Origin of the sequence: Candidatus Palauibacter sp. (assembly GCF_965222475.1) — a bacterium.
Classification (GTDB): Bacteria; Gemmatimonadota; Gemmatimonadetes; order Palauibacterales; family Palauibacteraceae; genus Palauibacter.
In genome coordinates, this window is the sequence record NZ_CBDCUB010000008.1 from 1,171,474 (window position 1) to 1,188,778 (window position 17,305).

Genomic DNA, 17,305 nt, shown 5'->3' on the forward strand with positions numbered 1-17,305 from the left:
TCCGGCGTGAGCGGATTTCCGATCTCCGCGCGCATCAACGGGGCGGAGTGGACCGGCGAGGTCGAACCGCGCCTGCTCCTGTCGGACTTCCTGCGCTCCGATGTCGGACTCACGGGGACGCACGTGGGGTGCGAGCACGGGGTGTGCGGGGCGTGCACGGTGCAGTTGGACGGGGAGCCGGTGCGGGCCTGCCTCATGTTCGCGGTGCAAATCGACGGGCATGAGGTGACGACGGTCGAGGGGCTCGGCGGGGGTGGCCCCGGAGACGTGCTCCCGGTCGAGGATCTGCACCCCATCCAGCGGGCCTTCCACGAGGCGCACGGGCTGCAGTGCGGCTTCTGCACGCCGGGGATCCTGATGAGCGTGGAGGCCTTCCTGCGCGAGAACCCGGCACCCTCGCGGGAAGAGATCCGCGAGGCCGTTTCTGGACACCTGTGCCGCTGCACCGGCTACCACAACATCATCGAGGGGGTCGCGCTGGCGGCCGAGCGCCTCGCGGCGGACGGCCCCGCCGCTGACAGGGAGGGCGAGCCGTGAGCCGGGCGGGTCGCGCATGAGCCGGGCGGGCGGGACGTGGGTCGGGGCGCGGGTGCCCCGCAACGAGGACGCACCCCTGCTGACCGGCCGGGCGCAGTTCGTCGAGGACGTGGAGCCGCCTGGCGCGCTTCACGTCGCCTTCGTGCGGAGCGACCTGCCGGCCGGACGGCTGCGGAGCTTCGATGTGGAGCGCGCGCGGGCGCACTCCGGCGTCGCCGCCGTCTTCACGGCCGCCGAACTCGGCCCACTCCTTCGCCCCGGCGCGGTGCTCGTTCCGCCGCCGCCGCTCGAGGGCTTGGTGTTCCACGCCCGTACGGCGCTGCCCCTCGTCCGGGACCGGATCCGGCATCAGGGCGAGGCGCTGGCGATGGTCGTCGCGGAGAGCCGCTACGTGGCGGAGGACGCGGTGGAACTCGTGGAGGCGGACATCGAACCCCTCGACGCCGTGGTGGATCTCGGTCGTGCGCTCGATGCGGACGCGCCGCGGATCCACGACGACCTCCCGTCGAACCTCGCCGCGCACGTGCGGCAGACGAAGGGGGACTACGCCGCCGCCCGCGCGCGGGCCGACCTCCTCCTGGAGCGCCGTTTCAGCTACGACCGCGGGATCGGGGGCGCGATCGAGAACCGGGCCGTGGTGGCGGACTGGGATGCCCGGGCCGACCGGCTTGAGGTGTGGGACACGACGCAGGCGCCCATCCCGGTGCGCAACGTCGTGGCTGCCGCGCTCGGCCTGTCGGAGTCGCAGGTGCGGTTCATCGCCCCCTTCGTCGGCGGCGGCTTCGGCCCGAAGATCATGTTCTACGCGGAGGAGATCCTCATCCCATGGGCCTCGATGCAACTCGGGCGCCCCGTGAAATGGGTCGAGGACCGCTACGAGAACTTCTTCGCCACGACGCAGGAGCGGGGTCAACTCCACGAGGCGGAGATCGCGGTCACGCGCGAGGGCCGGATCCTGGGCGTGCGCGACATCTTCATCCACGACTCGGGGGCGTACGATCCGTACGGACTCACGATCCCCATCAACACCCAGTGCACGCTCCTCGGCCCCTACCGGGTGCCGAACTATGAGAGCGAGTTCCGAGTCGCGTTCACCAACAAGCCCAGCGTCACGCCGGTACGCGGGGCCGGCCGGCAGCACGGCGTGTTCATCATGGAGCGCCTGCTCGATCTCGCGGCGCGCGGCCTCGGCCTCGACCCGGTCGAGATCCGCCGCCGCAACGTGATCGGCCCGGACGAATTCCCCTACAACCATGAGATCATGTACCAGGACTTCGCCCCGCTCAGGTACGACAGCGGGAGCTACGAGGCGTCGCTGGAAGAGGCCGTCCGCCTCGTCGGCTACGAAAAGACGTTCCCGCGGGAACGCGAACGGGAGCGGACGGACGGACGCGTGGTCGGCGTCGGCGTCGTCAACTACGTGGAGGGAACGGGGATCGGCCCCTACGAAGGGGCCCGCATCACGGTCGAACCGAGCGGCACGGTCCGGCTCGCAACCGGCGTGGGCACGCAGGGCCAGGGACACTTCACCTCCTTCGCCCAGATCGTGGCCGACGCGGTCGGCGTTGCGCCCTCCGACGTGCGCGTCGTCACCGGAGATACCAGCGACTTCCACTGGGGGACGGGCACCTTCGCGAGCCGAGGGGCGGTCGTGGCCGGCAACGCGATCCACGCCGCGGCCCAGGCCGTGCGCGAGAAGATCCTGCGCCACGCCGGGGAGGCGCTGGAGGTGGACCCCGAGGACCTGGAACTCGCCGACGGCGTTGCCCGCGTGAGGGGCGCCCCGGATCTCTCCGTCGATCTCGGCGCGCTCGCCCTGCGCGCCAACCCGCTGCGGGGGGCCGTGGAACCGGGGACCGAGCCGGGGCTGGAGGCGACCTCCTACTTCGGCCCGCCGTATGGGACCACCGCGAACGGGACGCACGCCATCGTCGTCGCCGTGGACCCCGAGACGGCCATGGTCGAGATCCTGCGCTACCTCGTCGTGCACGACTGCGGGACAGTCATCAACCCGACGATCGTGGAAGGCCAGATCCACGGCGGCGTCGCGGCGGGGATCGGAAACGCCTTCTACGAGGAACTCGTGTTCGACGAGTTCGGCGGGACGAGCAACGCCTCGTTCATGGACTACCTGCTCCCGACATCGACCGATGTACCCGCGATCGAGACCGCGCATCTCGAGACGCCCTCGACGCTGAACCCGCTGGGCACGAAGGGGGTGGGGGAGGGCGGCGCGATTCCGGTGGCGGCCGCCTTCGCGCAGGCGATCGAGGACGCGCTGGCGGACCTCGCCCCGGGCCTGGAGGTCCGCGACATCCCCCTGAGCCCGGGCCGCCTGTTCGAACTCCTGCGGGAGCTTTCGGAGGGGCGCTCGCAACGCTCGGGAGGGGAGTCGTGAAGCCCCCGCGCTTCGACTACGTGGCCCCGGTCGATCTCGATGAGGCCCTCGAGGTGCTGGCGGACGACTCTCTCGAAACCCGCCCGCTCGCGGGAGGCCAGAGCCTCGTCCCGATGCTCAACTTCAGGCTCGCGGCGCCGGAGCGTCTCGTGGACCTGAACCGGATCGAGGAACTCGCGCGAGTCCAGCGGACGGCGGACGGCGGGCTTCGGCTGGGAGCCATGACGCGGCACTCCACGCTGGAGCGAGACCCGCTCGTAGCGGAAGGCGCCGCGCTTCTCGCGGAGGCGGCCCGCTTCATCGCGCACCCCCAGATCCGCTCGCGGGGCACCGTCGGAGGCTCGGTGGCCCACGCCGATCCGGCCGCAGAACTGCCCGCCGTGCTCCTCACGCTTGGGGCGCGGGTCCACATCGCCCGGTGTGCGCGGGAGGGCGAGACGGGCCCGCGCGCGGAGCGGACGCTGGATCTGAGGGAGCTATTCCTCGGGCCTTTCTTCACCGCGCTCGAGCCGGGCGAGATCCTCACCGCGCTCGAGGTGCCCCCCCCGGTCGCGGGCGAGGGGTCGGCCTTCGACGAGGTGGCGCGGCGCCGGGGCGACTACGCCATTGTCGGCGTAGCGGCGCGAGTCCGGCTGGACTCGGACGGGCTCTGCCGGGAGGCCGCCATCTCGCTCGTGAACGGGGGATCCACGCCCTGTCTTATGGAAGAGGCCGCGGGGGCGCTCGTCGGCGCGGAGCCGACGCCCGACGCAATCGCCTCCGCCGCAGCCGTGTGCGCCAAAACCTCGGAACCCGCGACCGACATGCACGCCAGCAAGGCATACCGTCGTCATCTGATCCGCGTGCTCACCGGACGCGTTGTGTCGCGCGCGGTCGGCCACGCGCGCGAGGGTTGCCACCGCCGCTGACCCGGGGGCGGCCGAAGAATCACTCTCCTCGCCAGACGGTCAAGCAACTCCGCGAGCCTGCCTCCGCTCCCGCCCGGGGAGACCGAAAAGATCACCTGGAACCCTACCTGGGTCGGGGGGGCAGAGAGCGTGATAATCGGCGCATGTCCCAGGGTACAGGACAGTGGGGTGGACTGCGGGATGGGGTGGCTCGCCTCTCTTGTGGCTTTGATCGTCGTCGCCCAGGTCGGAGGCAGTATGCCCATAATCGTGATCGGGGTCGGGATGGAACACCGTCAAACAGTGCACACACGAGTTCGTTTGCGCCTCCGCGAGGCGTGGAGCCGACAGTGTCGCCGCCACAGAGGCAATCATGACGACCGCCACCAATAAGAAAGAACGAGTCAGCATTGTCCACCTCCTCCTGTTGTGCCTGTGGCCCGCAACTCGGCGTGCCAGAACTGCAGGACGGGAAACCCTGGGGCATCATACTCCAGGGACACCATGTTCCGTCCCGCCAAAACGAAAACGATCGACCGCGGGACGGTCCGCGCAGCCATGACGCGGCCCGTCTCGGGATCCAGCACCTCGAGCCTGGAATCGTGCCCCCGGCAATCCTCGCGCCACCTGTACTCGCCGACCTCGGCGGGCGCCCCCGGTGGTGTCGCCTCAAGACATTCTTCCCAGTGCTCGGACGCCACATGGATAAGCACCCACAACCAGCCCTCTTCATCCTCCTTGACACCCCCAATCCGCGGCGGTCTGGGCTGGTCTGGCGTCAGAGACCACCTCCCATCGTGGGCGGGAAACCAATCGACCTCGCGCACCAGCGAGCGGCGGCGATCGCCCGTTCCCGGATCCCAAAGGTCGATGCGGTACTCCGATACCGACGCCGACCAGACTCCCCCGTCCCGGGAGACTGCGAGGCTGCGGTGTGGTCCCGGGACGGCCCCTGCCAATCCATGACCTCCCCGCATCTCGTCAAAGGAGCGGACCACCTTGCCCTCTCCGTCAAAAAGGTGGAGGGCGTACCCCACTCGCTCGGGGCTGGGAATCACACCGTTCATGACGTATGCCGAATCTCCGAGAGTTGCGAGTCCAAGTCCGAAATCAACGAACTGGAGTGGATTGGTGTGTTCGACCTCGAAGCCCGCGGTCAACACCGTTCGTCGCATGTTGATCAAGTCAAACACATGAAGACGGTCGCCATCGGCGCGCACCCAGCGGATGTACCGGTACTCCCCTGGTCCTTCGCCCCGGCGCCCAACCCACTGCGTCTCGCCCTCCATGATCGACGTCACCAGAATGCGATCGGAAAAGAACTCCGCGATTGCGAGACGCCCATCGGACAGCAGATCCAAGTCCCCGACATCGCTCACCCAGTAGGGGTCGTCAAGACCATCGCTCGTGAACACCGGCCCTGGCGCGAACTCGATTTCGTACGGCGGCGAGGGATCCGCCCGCAGGACTGTCTCTTCCTGCACCGCGTCCAGAGCGACGCCGGGCACCGGCGTCGCAATCACGGAGACGAGCACCGGGACGTTGATTCGCATCGCCACGATACCGACATGAAGAATCATAGCAAGCATAAGTTTCGTCCTTGAGGCACACCGTCAGCACAATGCAAGAATCCCGTAAGAACTGGCTTAGTGGCGGTCACGGCACTCTAACTTCAAAGGCCGCGGTCCGCTCAGCCAGCAACGGGGATGCCAACGCCTAAAGGAACTGTAACAAATCGGGGGGGAGGGGCAAGCGGCGGTTCGGTCCAGCAAAGCACCGGCAATCTCTTGCCGGTCATCGCCGTGGGCCGGATAGACTCTCTCGTGCCCAATGCCCGCCGACGCGGGGCGCCTTGCCTCCGACGCGCGGCACGTTTACTTCAGCTTCTCGTCGCGGTCGGGGCGAATCGCAGGTAGCGCGGAGACGAGCCGAAGGTTTGCGGATCCCCGCCCCGGCCCGTGCTAGGCGGGAGCAGGTACCGATGAAAACAGCTACGCACGCACGAGCGATGTGCACCGAGCCGGGTTGAGCGGTCTTACCCTCTTCCGCCCCCCTCCGAAGTGGTCCGCGCGAGTCGCTGCGCTCGCGGGGGGAAGAGCGCACAGCTACGAGGATCTGGAGACCCGGTCGAGCCTAAGGGCGCACCATCTCCTGGCCGAATCGGCCACGGCCGACCTTCACGGGGGCCGGGTGGGGTTCCTCATGGAGCCGGGATTCGAATACGTCGTCACCCAGTGGGCTGTGTGGCGCGCCGGCGGGATCGCCGTTCCGCTGTGTCCCGACCACCCCGCGCGCGAACTCGAATACGTGATCGAAGACGCCGACTGCTCGGCACTCATCGGCGCCGGAGAGACCGGGCGTCGCATCGAGGGCCCCGCGCGGGAGCGCGGCATCCCGTTCCACGATGTCACCGACTCGAACCAGGGCCGCCTCGCGCCCCACTCGCCTGACGCGGATCCGTTGCCGCGGATCACGGAGGATCGGCCGGCGATGATCCTCTACACGAGCGGCACGACGGGGCGCCCCAAGGGCGTCATGACCACGCACGGCCAGATCGAGGCGCACATCAGGTCGCTCCTCGACGCGTGGAAGTGGGAGCGCGGCGACCGCATCCTCCACGTCCTCCCGCTCCACCACACGCACGGGATCGTCAACGCCCTCTGCTGTCCGCTCTCCGCGGGGGCCGCGGTGGAGTTCGGCGGGTCCTTCGACCCCGCGGCCACCTGGGAACGACTCGCCTCGGGCGAAATCAGCGTGTTCATGGCCGTGCCGACGATTTACGCCAAGCTTCTGCACGCCTGGGACGCGGCGGAGGGCTCCACCCGTCGCCGATGGTCGCGGGGCGCGGGCGCGCTGCGGCTCATGGTGTCGGGCTCGGCGGCCCTCCCCGTCCGGGTGTTCGAGCGCTGGGAGGAGATCACCGGGCACCGCCTCCTCGAGCGCTACGGCATGACCGAGATCGGGATGGGTCTCTCGAACCCGTACGACGGCGAGCGGCGCCCCGGTACGGTGGGGCAACCGCTACCCGGGGTCGGCCTGCGACTCGTGCGCCCGGCCACCGGCCAGGTGCTGGCGGAGGGCGTGGAGGCTCTCGAGGCCGGAGAATCGGGCGAAATCCAGATTCGGGGTCCGATGGTGTTCTCCGAATACTGGCGCCGGCCGGAGGAGACGGCGGCCGCCTTTGTCGACGGGTGGTTCCGCACGGGAGACGAGGCGGTCCTGGAGGACGGCTACTACCGGATCCTGGGGCGCCGCTCCGTCGACATCCTCAAGAGCGGCGGCTACAAGATCTCCGCCGTCGAGATCGAGGAACTGCTCCGCTCGCACCCGGCGGTCCGTGACTGTGCCGTCGTCGGGGTCCCCGACGAGGACTGGGGAGAACGGGTCTCCGCGGCCGTCGTCCCGGAGCCAGGGGCGTCGCTGCGGACGTCCGACGGGATCGCGGCGGTGCTCGACCCGTGGGCCCGGGAGCGGTTGGCCCGGTACAAGGTCCCCCGCGCCTGGCGCCGCGTCGAAGACCTGCCCCGAAACGCCATGGGCAAGGTGCAGAAGCCAGCCCTGCGCGCGCTATTCGGGGCCTGACGGCCGTGGCCCGCGCCCCGGCCATTGCGTTCCCCGTTCCGATGGGGAAGCGTGTCGGTATCAGCTCTCGCCCACGTCGCGACGACCGGCACCACGTATACCCGTCGCCTGCGGGCGTGGGCCCCGTGAACCCGGATACCGCCGGAGTCCATCGCCCATGAAGATCTACGACCTCTCGCAGCCCCTCAATCAGGAATGTTTCTTCTGGCCCTACTATCCGCCGTTCGAGGTCAAGTACATAAAGCGCAAGGTCGAACACGGCGTGAACGCGCAGTACATCCAGACCTCCAACCACATGGGTACGCACCTCGACGCGCCCCGCCACTTCGTCACCAACGGGATGACGATCGACGAGATCCCGCTCGAGTGGCTCTACGGGGACGGCGTGATCGTCGACCTGCGCGACGAGATGGGCGACCTCGCCGTGTACACGCCGGAGATGATCGAATCGCGGGTGGAGATCCGGGACGGCGACCTCCTCATCCTCCACACGGGGTGGGAGCGGTTCGCGCAGTTCGGGGCCGAGGCGAACGAGGAACGCTACGTCCACACCCATCCCGGCGCGCACCCCGACATGGTGCAGTGGCTCATCGACCGGAAGATCAAGGTCTGGGGCGTGGACGTGATCTCCACGGACCATCCCATGAACCTCCCCATCGGACGGTTCCTCGGGAAAGGCACGTTCGGACACTGCGACCGCGTGCGGGCCATGGCCGAGCGCGTGTTCGGTGGCGCCGAGGCGGTGGACGAACTGTTCCCGGAGGAGCACTATCAGCTCACGCACAATGCGCTCTTTCCCCACAACTGTATGCACATAGAGAATCTCGGAGGGCAGATCGCGGCCCCGGAACTCCAGAACCGGCGGCTCACCATCGGCTGCTTCCCCTGGAAATTCAAGGGAGGAGAGGCCGCTTTCTGCCGAGTGGTGGCGTTCCTCGAGGAATAGTCGAGGATAGACGGCCGGGCGGACATGAGCGCCCGAAGAAGTCTTCAGACGGAGAGGTGGACCATGACTATCGCCAGCCGAGCGCGGACGGGCGCATTGCCGCTACTGTCGCTCGTACTGTCGCTCTGTTTCCTGTCGCAGACCGCGGCCCCGGTAGCGGCGCAGAGCTGGTCGTACGAGGGGCTGCTCGACTACATGGAGCAGATCCGAAACGATAACGACCTGCCTGGTTTGTCCGTGGCGGTAACGGTGGATGGAGAGATCGTCTTCTCGGAGGGCGTGGGCGTCGCCGAACTGGACAACCGCACGCCCGCGACGGGCCGCACGGTGCACAACGTGGGGTCGGTGTCGAAGGTGCTGGCCGTCGTCGGGCTCATGCAGCTCGTGGAGCAGGGGAAGGTGGACCTGGACGCCACGCTCCAAACCTACATGCCCTGGTATCCCGAGCGGGAGTTCCCGATCACCGTGCGCCACATCCTCACGCATACCTCCGGGATCCGGCACTACAACGGCGTCGAGTTCGGCCCCCACGACCTGCTCAGCCTCAGGCACTACGACACGTTCGAGGAGGCGACGGAGCTGTGGCGCGATGATCCGCTGGCCTACGACACGGGGTCCGGCTGGATGTACTCCTCGCACGCCCACAACCTGCAGCACGGGATCGTCGAGGCGGCGTCGGGCGTGGACTACGAGGAATATCTCAAGCGCTACGTGTGGGAGCCTGCGGGGATGTTCGCCACCCAGTTCGACGTCCCGTCGCGGGTGGTCCAGAACCGCGGCCACGGCTACGTGCGGGGCGAGTCCGGGCGGTTCATTCATCCCGAGCCGGAGGACCCGAGCTACAAGTACGCGGGCGGCGGGATCATCTCGAACGTGGAGGATCTCGTCCGCTTCGCGATCGCGATCAACGACGGCCGGCTGCTCGGCCCGGAGACGGTGGCCGAGATGCACCGGCCGCAGCTCGAGCCGGGGATCCGGCAGATCGATCCCTCGTCGCCGGACGGGCTGGGCGAGCCGATCGCGCACGAGCAGGCGCTGGCGTGGTTCATCCGAACGGACCAGGCAGGGCGGCGCTACCCGAGCCATACCGGCACCGTGAAGGGGACGCGCTCTTTCCTCGCCAACTTCAACGACTACGGCGTGGTGGTCGCGCTGCAGACGAACGCGCTCCCCTTCGACTCCGCCCGGTACGGCGAGGCGATCGCCCAGATGTTCCTGCCGTAGGTGCCGGCAGCCGCGGACGACCGCTCGCCGTGATGGAACGCCTCGATCCGGCGCTGCTCTCAGCCCGGGAGCAGGCCCGGCGCATCCGCGCGGGCGAAATGACGGCGGCCGAGTTGCTGGGTGCCTGCCTGGCCCGCGTCGAACGCCACAACGGGGAGCTCAACGCGGTCGTCACGCTGAACCCCGCGGCGAAGGCGGAGGCGGCAGCGGTCGACGCCTCCCTCGCGGCCGGCGAGGATCCGGGGCCCCTCGCCGGGATCGTCGTCGGCATCAAGGACGTGACCGAGACGGCGGGCCTCCGCACGACCTACGGCTCGCCGCTATTCGAGGACCACGTACCCGAGCGGGATGCCGTCGTCGTCCGCCGCCTGCGCGATGCCGGCGCGGTGGTCCTCGGGAAGACGAACACGCCGGAGTTCGCCGCGGGCGGCAATACCTGGAACGAGGTGTTCGGCGTGACGAGGAACCCGTGGAATCCCGCCCTCAGCGCCGGGGGCTCCACCGGAGGCGGAGCGGTCGCGCTGGCGACGGGGATGGCTTCGCTCGCGCAGGGGACGGATCTCGGCGGCTCGCTGCGGATTCCCGCCTCGTTCTGCGGAATCGCCGGGCTTCGCCCCACGCCGGGGCTCGTGCCGACGGCGCCGGCCGCCTACCTGTGGGACGACCTGCAGTCGACCGGTCTCATGGCACGGGATCCGGAGGACGTCGCATTCGGGCTGCGTGCGATCTCGGGACCCGATCCGGCCTCGCCGGTCTCCGCCCCCGAGCCGCTCTGGCCGGACCCGGGCGCCGCCGATCTGGCCGGGCGCCGCTGGGCCTGGTGCGGCGACATCGCGCGGATCGGGATCGACGGTACCGTCAACGCGGCATGTCATGAGGCGCTGGCGTCGCTTCGGGCGGGAGGCGCGCATGTGGACGAAGTGGATCTGGACCTCTCGTACGCGTGGGACGCGTTTCTCGTCCTCCGCGGGCACTGGTTCGTGTCCCACTTCGAGGCCGAACTTCACCGTGTTGACGCCTTCGGCCCCAACGTGTCGGCCAACCTCCGTTCAGGGCTGTCCCTGACCCCGGCCGAGATCGGGGCGGCCGAGAACGTGCGCCGCCGGGTGAGGGAGGAGCTTCTCGCCCTCCTCGAGCGATACGACGCGCTCCTGACGCCGTGCATGGCGATCCCGCCCTTCCCGGTGGAGCAGAACTACCCGGAGACCGTCGGGGGTCGGCCGATGAAGACGTACGTCGACTGGATCGCCCCGACCTTCCTCCTCTCGATGCCGGGTCTGCCCGTCGCCTGCGTCCCGGCAGGTCTGGATGCGGCCGGACTCCCGGTCGGACTGCAGGTCGTCGCGCCGCCCCGCGGAGAGGGGCAGGCGCTCGCCGCCGCCTCGGCCATCTCCCGGGCGCGGCCCATCGGCCTCCCGCCCCTGGTCGCGGACAGCTAGCTGTGCGTAACAAGGACGTTAGTGACCGGTGGCCTCCACGAGGCGCCGGAAGGGGTACGCCGCCCCGTTGTCGGCCATGAGCTGGCCGATCTTCGCCCCATGGCCGGATCGTCCTCATGACGATCGCGACCCGAGGTTCCTGCCTGGGGGTGGTTGCTGGAAGTCCCTGTGAAACCTTATGCCACTTCAACATCACACTTTCAATTGGCATAGGCCGGCACAGGGGCACCGATACGCCCATGATGGCTCGAGAATCGCGCCGTTGCTCAAGCGGGCCGTGGCGACAACGCTCGTCGTGACGCGCACGGGGCCGCGGCAGAGTGAGGCAAGCCATGCACTCGATCCGACCGCTTGGCTCCGCGCGCACACCGGCAGGTATCCGGACGCGACGTTCGAACGATCCTCAACGTCGGCGACCTCGCGACGTCAGTAGTCGAGACAGATGCGGAGGGAGGCTCGCGTCCGCGCCCGGGAGTTGGGGGAGTTGGTTACTCGGGCATCCGGTGAACAACCATCGTGGCATCTACAGCTAGCTGAGTGCGGTACCCCGTGCGGTCGCATGTGACCTTGCAAGGGGGTTTTTCGTCTGAGAGGCTGAGCGAGCGTCCAGCGAACCCGGCCAGTCGGTCGGATGCAAGCGGGAGACGAGGCATGAAATCGAGGGCTATGGCCCGAGTAGCCCCGGTCGCGAGTCTCGCCATGGCCCGAAGCCCGACAGGACGGTTGTCGATGTCAAGGGTGTTCTGTGGATCGACACGGTCTCTGGAGGACCGCAGGAACTGGAGTTCCGGTACACTTCGCTGCGCCCGTTCCTTCGTTGGTACCTCCTGCCGCCGTTGGAGGCAGAGCTTCGGGAGCATTTTCGCAACTTCAGACGCGTCTCGTTTTCCCGGATCGACATCGACGAGTCACGGTATGGGGGCGAACTTCACTTCATGCGCATCCCCGGGGACCGATGGCTGCTCCGCGAGTGGCGGATTCGCAGTCCGGCACTCTTCGAGCGCGCGGAAACCCGGGCGGGCACGGGGGCAAGCGTGCAACCCGTGGCCTGGCCACTCAGGAGCAGCGGGGAGGTTCTGGCGATTGTCAGACCGTAGCGCATGGTCGCGTATCGTAGAGTATGATCGCGCAAGACCAGCTCCAGTTCCGGCGGACATCGATGGCCTCCCGCTTGACGGGGCGGCTCTGCGATGGTCTTTCATGTCCCTAACACCTGCCCCTTGGGGGCCCTCCGATCCGTGAGCGGGAAGCGCCATATGACGACGTCACACGACACCTCTGCCCTCGAAGTCTCCAGCCCCGTGCTCGACGCCTGCGTCCGTTTTCTCCAGCGGCTCATCCGCACCCAGTCGATGCCAGGCGAAGAAGGCGATATCGCGATGCTCGTCGCCTCCGAGATGCGCGCCCTCGGCTACGACGAGGTCGGGCATGACGCGGCGGGCAACGTCATCGGTCTCCTCCGGGGGCTCGACGACGCCCCCTCGGTGATGTTCAACACCCACCTCGATCATGTGGACGCCGGGGATCCGGCCGACTGGCCCCATCACCCCTACGGCGGCGAAATACACGACGGTCTCCTCTGGGGGCGCGGCGCGATCGACATCAAGGGCCCGCTCGCGGCGCAGGTGCACGGGGTCGCCCGCCTCGTCGCCGCCGGACAGCGGCCGCCCGGCGATGTCTACGTGACGGGAACGGTACAGGAGGAAGTCGGGGGCCTCGGCGCCCGCTACATGGCGGAGACGCTGCGGCCCGATCTGGTCCTGATCGGCGAGCCGAGCCGGAACGAGGTCCGCCGCGGACACCGGGGCCGGATCGAACTCCGCGTCCAGGTACGCGGGAAGATGGCCCACGCCTCGATGACCGACATCGGGCGCAACCCGCTGACCGTGATCGGGCGCTTCCTGGCGGCGCTTGAAGACGTCGACCTCGCGCACGATCCCGATCTGGGCACCTGCTCGATCGCCGCGACGCTCATCGGGACGGACCAGGCCAGCGGCAACGTCATCCCGGGCCTGGCGGAGGTCACGCTCGACTGCCGGACGGTGACCGGTCAGGACGCGGCGTCGCTGCGGGCGCAACTCCTCCCCGTGCTGCGCGCGTGCGAGATCGAGGGGTCGAGCAGCGACATCCTGATCCCGCAGCACGAGCGTTCGAGCTACGCGGGGTACGAGATGACGTATCCGGCCGACAACCCCGCCCTCTCGCTCCCCGCCGATCACGACGCGGTCCGGACGGCGGTCGAGGTCCTGGCCGGCCCGCTCGGGGCCGAGCCGCCCGTCGACATCTGGGATTTCGCCACCGACGGCGGACACTTCGGGCTGGCGGGCATGACCGTGGTCGGCTTCGGCCCCGGCGACGACCGCCTGGCCCACACCGTCAACGAGCACATCGTCGTCGACGAACTGGCGCTGGGAATCCGCGGCAACGCGGCCCTCGCCTTCCACTGGCCGGCCGCCTACGCCCGCGCGAGTTGACTCTGCACTGTGAGCGTCCGCTGGACCGACGTCGTTCGGAGGCCGGTCCGCCGGTCCACGGGCGCCGACGGCCGCCTCGTGATCTGTGCGCCGAGGGATGCGAGGAAGGCCACCGTGTGGGGGCAGGTGGGCAGCGGCTCGAGCGAACAGGCCGTCGTCGCGTTCGGACCCGGGGAGACGCGTGAGATCGCGCTCCGCGTTCCCGCCCAGACGACGAGCCCGGGACGGCTGATGGGGCGCGTGTTCGACGCGCAGACGAAAGACGCGATCACAACAGCCGCGGTGACCGTGGCCGGCCGCCCGGCCGCCGTCGAGAGCGACAGATGGGGACGTTTCATCCTCACGGGCGTGCCCGCGGGACCGAACGAACTTCAGGTTCGGCGCCTCGGCTACGCGCCTCTCAGCCACACGATCAATGTCAAGCCGGGACTCGCCACCGAGGTGGAGATCGGGCTCGTTCCGGACCCTGTGGAGATGGAGCCGCTGGTCGCGACGACGACCTGGTCGCCCAGGCTCGAGGCCAGGGGCTTCTACGAGAGGAGGTACTGGGGCGAGATGCTGGGCATCGGCGAGTTCATCACCCGGGACTACCTTGAGCGGTGGCAGCCGTATCACATCAGCCAGCTGCTGTCGAACCACACCAGGCTGCGGCCACGCCTCCTGTCGGCGCGGAGGGGGCCACGGGTTCGAGCGGCGGACTGCCTCACCATCTACCTGGACAGCATGAACGTCTCGAACCTTCCCATCAACACGATCGCGGTCCCGAGCGAGGTCGCCGGTGTCGAGGTGTATCGGGCGCCGGTGTCGCTACCGACCGGGCTGATGCGATTCCATTCGGGCTGCAACCTGGTCCTGATCTGGACCAAATGATCAGCCAATAATCGCCGGAACCTCCGCGGATGCCTCCCCGGCGCCGCGGAGGTTCAGCGGTCGGTGAACTGCGCCACGTGCGCGGGGTCGAGGCGCCTCGTGTGACGCGAGACCGCGATCATGACGATGACGTTGCCCGCCATGCCGTAGATGCCGGGGTGTACTCCGGCCGTCGCCGCCGCCGAGATCAGATCCAGGCGCACCGCGAGGTCCAGCACGAGCGTGATCGCGCCGCCGGTGACGAGGCCCCACAGCGCCCCTGACCGCGTCACGCCCCGCCACAGGAAGGTCACGACGGTGAGCGGGAAGAGCTGCGCGATGAACCCGTAGCTGAGCAACAGGAGTTCGACGAGGCTGAGCCCCGGAATGAGGGCGAGACCGTAGGAGATGGCCCCGACGACGATCACCATCACGCGGATCCACCTGCGCTGCGCCGCGTCGTCGAGCGCTTCGGGCTTCACGTTCCCCCAGAAGTCGCGCACCGCCACCGACCCCGCCGCGTGCAGGAGCGCGTCACCCGTCGACATCGAGGCCGCCAGCGCGCCCGCGCAGAAGAGTCCCACGATGAGCGGCGGGAGGCCGATCTGCACCGAGGTCACGATGGTGGGGAGGATCGCGTCGGAGCGCTCCACGCCGGGGAAGGCGAGGATGCCGGAGAAGCCGATGAAGAGGATGGGGACGAGGAAGAGCGCGAAGGTCGGATAGTAGACGACGGTGCGCTTGAGCGTGCCGACGTCGCGGGCCGTGTAGATCTTCATGAAGTAGTGCGGCCACACGCTGAACCCGAACGCCGAGATGGCGACCGAACTCGAATACGCACCCCAGCTCCACGGCTGTCCGTCCGCCCCCAGCCCCGGCCCCCGCAGCATGTCGGGGAGTCCGGCCGCGATCGCGTCGAACATGGGCCCCACGCCACCGTGCAGCTTCCACGGCAGGTAGAGGCCGAGCCCCCACGCGAGCGCCATCATGAACATCCCCTGGAAGGTGTTCGTCCAGCCGACCCCCAGGACGCCGCTCCGGAAGACGTAGATGAGGACGACGCCGTAGGCGATCGCCGACCCGGCCCACTCCGGGACGCGATCCTCGGTGACGACGTTGAACACGTATCCCGCCCCCTTCATCTGGATCACCAGATAGGGGATGAAGGCGAAGATCGAGAGGATCGCGAGGATGGCCGGGATCGAGCGGCTGTCGAAACGGTGCGCGAAGAGTTCGGCCTGGGTGACGTAGCCGAAGCGGCGGCCGAGCGCGGCGACGCGCGGGCCGAAGAAGTACCACGGGACGAGCCCGACCGAGGCGTAGGCGAGGATGTAGAAGGCCGCGGCCCCGCGCGAGTAGGCCCAGCCCGGCCCGCCGAGGAAGGCGAAGGCGCTGAACACCGAGGCGCCCATGATGAAGTAGAGGACGAGGAAGTTCAGCGAGCGGTCGCCCGCGACGTAGCCCTCGGTGCTGCTGGACGCGTGACGCCCGGAGGCGAGCCCGATCGCGAGCGAGGCGAGCAGATACCCGATCGTGACGAGGAAGACGACGAGCCAGGCGGGCATCAGCCGCGTCCTCCGCCCGCCGCGCCCGCGTCCCCGTCGGCGGGGGCACCGGTCTCCGCCGCGTCCCGCTTCCGTTCCCACAGATAGAAGGCGAACAGGGCGAAGAAGGAGAGGAGGAGACAGACGACGACGTAGAAGAGCGAGAACGGCATCGCGAGCACGCGCGGCTCGATGGTGGCGAAGAAGGGATAGACGGGCCACACGAGCGCCACGAACAGGAGCACGTAGAATCCCGCAACGGCGAGGCCGACCCGTCTGTGGTCCTGTGGCGAGGCGCGGCGCGGCTGAGGATCGTCCATCGCCGGAAAAGGCTGGCTCCGTCCGGCCGGGTCAAGGCTCGCGGCCGATCGCGAGGCCCCCTCGCCGGCCTCACCCTCCCCGCCGTCCGCTGTCCGCCGTTGAGCCGGGACGCGGTGTGACCGATCTTGGCTCATGCCCCGCACGCACGGAACGCCGCATCGCTTCGCCTTCGTCGCCGGCCTGCTCTCCGCCGGGCAGGCCCTGGCATCCGCCGGGTGCGCCCCGGCGCCGCCTTCGTCCGCCGCGCCGGGCGCGGATCTGTCCTCCGGAACGCACGTGGTGCTGCTGGGGACCGGCACGCCGAACCCCGAACCGGCGGCCTCCGGCCCCGCCACCGCGGTGCTGGTCGGCGGCCGGGCCTACCTCGTGGACGCTGGCCCCGGGATCGTGCGGCGCGCGGCGGAGGCCGCGGAGCGCTACGGCGTGGACGGGCTCACGGCGGCGCGCCTCGACATCGCGTTCCTCACGCACCTGCACAGCGACCACACGGTGGGCCTGCCCGATCTCATCCACACGCCCTGGGTGGCGGAGCGGGAGGCGCCGCTGAAGCTGTTCGGACCCGATGGCACGGCGGCGATGGCCATGCATCTGACCGCGGCGTGGGAGGCGGACTTCGAGAACCGGCTCAGCGGCAGCCAGCCCGCGACGCCCGACGGCTGGCGAGTGGAGGCGGTCGACATCGACCCGGGCGTTATCTACGAGGACGACCGCGTCCGCGTGACCGCCTTCGCCGTCCCGCACACGGGCTGGCCGGAGGCCTACGGCTACCGGTTCGACGGCGCGGGCCGAACGGTCGTCATCTCCGGGGACACCGCCCCGACCGATGCCATCGTCGAGATGTGCGACGGGTGCGACGTGCTGGTGCACGAGGTGTACTCGGCCACGACGTTTCGCGACCGTCCGCCGGAATGGCAGACGTATCACGCCCAGGCGCATACCTCGACCGTCGAACTGGCGGAACTCGCGACGAGGGCGCGGCCGGGGATCCTCGTGCTCCACCACCAGCTGGGCTGGGGGGCGACGCCCGAAGAGATGGTCGCGGAGATTCGCGCCGCGGGCTACGACGGACCGCTCGCCTATGGCCGGGATCTTGACGTGTACTGA

The 17,305-nt window shown here is 69.1% G+C and carries 13 protein-coding genes; 10 read left to right on the forward strand and 3 right to left on the reverse strand.

Annotated features, from left to right (window positions below):
• The first annotated feature begins 6 nt into the window (after nucleotides 1-6).
• The 3 genes from ACOQPP_RS20450 to ACOQPP_RS20460 are packed head-to-tail and all read left to right on the forward strand — an operon-like array spanning nucleotide 7 to nucleotide 3,843.
• Nucleotides 7-537: a (2Fe-2S)-binding protein gene (locus ACOQPP_RS20450; RefSeq protein ID WP_419164715.1), complete on the forward strand. Its 531-nt coding sequence runs from the start codon at nucleotides 7-9 to the stop codon at nucleotides 535-537.
• Nucleotides 538-553: 16 nt separating this feature from the next.
• Entirely contained in the window at nucleotides 554-2,935 is a 2,382-nt protein-coding gene (locus ACOQPP_RS20455) for a molybdopterin cofactor-binding domain-containing protein (RefSeq protein WP_419164716.1), read from the forward strand.
• Nucleotides 2,932-3,843: an FAD binding domain-containing protein gene (locus tag ACOQPP_RS20460; RefSeq protein ID WP_420637370.1), complete on the forward strand. Its 912-nt coding sequence runs from the start codon at nucleotides 2,932-2,934 to the stop codon at nucleotides 3,841-3,843. Before ACOQPP_RS20455 ends, ACOQPP_RS20460 begins: the two co-directional genes overlap by 4 nt.
• A gap of 383 nt (nucleotides 3,844-4,226) precedes the next feature.
• Here ACOQPP_RS20460 and ACOQPP_RS20465 read toward each other — a convergent pair whose 3' ends face one another.
• On the reverse strand, nucleotides 4,227-5,375 hold the full coding sequence (locus ACOQPP_RS20465; RefSeq protein ID WP_420637371.1) for a hypothetical protein: 1,149 nt from the start codon (nucleotides 5,373-5,375) through the stop codon (nucleotides 4,227-4,229).
• Between the two features lie 472 nt (nucleotides 5,376-5,847).
• Here ACOQPP_RS20465 and ACOQPP_RS20470 point away from each other — a divergent pair, with 472 nt between their 5' ends.
• From ACOQPP_RS20470 to ACOQPP_RS20495, 6 genes are all read left to right on the forward strand, one after another.
• Nucleotides 5,848-7,404, forward strand: a complete 1,557-nt coding sequence (locus ACOQPP_RS20470; RefSeq protein WP_419164719.1) for an acyl-CoA synthetase — start codon at nucleotides 5,848-5,850, stop codon at nucleotides 7,402-7,404.
• Nucleotides 7,405-7,561: 157 nt separating this feature from the next.
• A complete protein-coding gene (locus ACOQPP_RS20475) occupies nucleotides 7,562-8,350 on the forward strand; it encodes a cyclase family protein (RefSeq protein WP_419164720.1) in 789 nt (262 codons plus the stop codon).
• Nucleotides 8,351-8,413: 63 nt separating this feature from the next.
• Nucleotides 8,414-9,574, forward strand: coding sequence for a serine hydrolase domain-containing protein (locus ACOQPP_RS20480; RefSeq protein WP_419164721.1), 1,161 nt, complete (start codon nucleotides 8,414-8,416; stop codon nucleotides 9,572-9,574).
• Between the two features lie 32 nt (nucleotides 9,575-9,606).
• Nucleotides 9,607-11,013, forward strand: coding sequence for an amidase (locus ACOQPP_RS20485; RefSeq protein WP_419164849.1), 1,407 nt, complete (start codon nucleotides 9,607-9,609; stop codon nucleotides 11,011-11,013).
• 1,256 nt (nucleotides 11,014-12,269) lie between these two features.
• Nucleotides 12,270-13,487: a M20 family metallopeptidase gene (locus ACOQPP_RS20490; protein ID WP_419164722.1), complete on the forward strand. Its 1,218-nt coding sequence runs from the start codon at nucleotides 12,270-12,272 to the stop codon at nucleotides 13,485-13,487.
• Nucleotides 13,488-13,565: 78 nt separating this feature from the next.
• Nucleotides 13,566-14,357 carry a carboxypeptidase-like regulatory domain-containing protein gene (locus tag ACOQPP_RS20495; protein WP_419164723.1) on the forward strand — a complete coding sequence of 264 codons (792 nt, stop codon included), beginning with the start codon at nucleotides 13,566-13,568 and terminating at the stop codon, nucleotides 14,355-14,357.
• Between the two features lie 53 nt (nucleotides 14,358-14,410).
• On the opposite strand, the gene ACOQPP_RS20500 is transcribed toward ACOQPP_RS20495, so the two are convergent.
• Together ACOQPP_RS20500 and ACOQPP_RS20505 are read right to left on the reverse strand one after the other, a co-directional pair.
• Complete coding sequence (locus tag ACOQPP_RS20500; RefSeq protein ID WP_419164724.1) at nucleotides 14,411-15,901, reverse strand: sodium:solute symporter family protein; 1,491 nt, start codon at nucleotides 15,899-15,901, stop codon at nucleotides 14,411-14,413.
• Entirely contained in the window at nucleotides 15,901-16,200 is a 300-nt protein-coding gene (locus ACOQPP_RS20505) for a hypothetical protein (protein ID WP_420637372.1), read from the reverse strand. Before ACOQPP_RS20505 ends, ACOQPP_RS20500 begins: the two co-directional genes overlap by 1 nt.
• A gap of 133 nt (nucleotides 16,201-16,333) precedes the next feature.
• Between ACOQPP_RS20505 and ACOQPP_RS20510 the strand changes: the two genes are divergently transcribed.
• Complete coding sequence (locus tag ACOQPP_RS20510) at nucleotides 16,334-17,305, forward strand: MBL fold metallo-hydrolase (protein ID WP_420637373.1); 972 nt, start codon at nucleotides 16,334-16,336, stop codon at nucleotides 17,303-17,305.

Coding starts and splice junctions, on each gene's coding strand:
- ACOQPP_RS20455 (WP_419164716.1), top strand. CDS start 554: ATGAGCCGGGCGGGCGGGACGTGGGTCGGGGCGCGGGTGCCCCGCAAC.
- ACOQPP_RS20465 (WP_420637371.1), bottom strand. CDS start 5,375: ATGCGAATCAACGTCCCGGTGCTCGTCTCCGTGATTGCGACGCCGGTG.
- ACOQPP_RS20475 (WP_419164720.1), top strand. CDS start 7,562: ATGAAGATCTACGACCTCTCGCAGCCCCTCAATCAGGAATGTTTCTTC.
- ACOQPP_RS20480 (WP_419164721.1), top strand. CDS start 8,414: ATGACTATCGCCAGCCGAGCGCGGACGGGCGCATTGCCGCTACTGTCG.
- ACOQPP_RS20485 (WP_419164849.1), top strand. CDS start 9,607: ATGGAACGCCTCGATCCGGCGCTGCTCTCAGCCCGGGAGCAGGCCCGG.
- ACOQPP_RS20490 (WP_419164722.1), top strand. CDS start 12,270: ATGACGACGTCACACGACACCTCTGCCCTCGAAGTCTCCAGCCCCGTG.
- ACOQPP_RS20500 (WP_419164724.1), bottom strand. CDS start 15,901: ATGCCCGCCTGGCTCGTCGTCTTCCTCGTCACGATCGGGTATCTGCTC.
- ACOQPP_RS20505 (WP_420637372.1), bottom strand. CDS start 16,200: ATGGACGATCCTCAGCCGCGCCGCGCCTCGCCACAGGACCACAGACGG.
- ACOQPP_RS20510 (WP_420637373.1), top strand. CDS start 16,334: ATGCCCCGCACGCACGGAACGCCGCATCGCTTCGCCTTCGTCGCCGGC.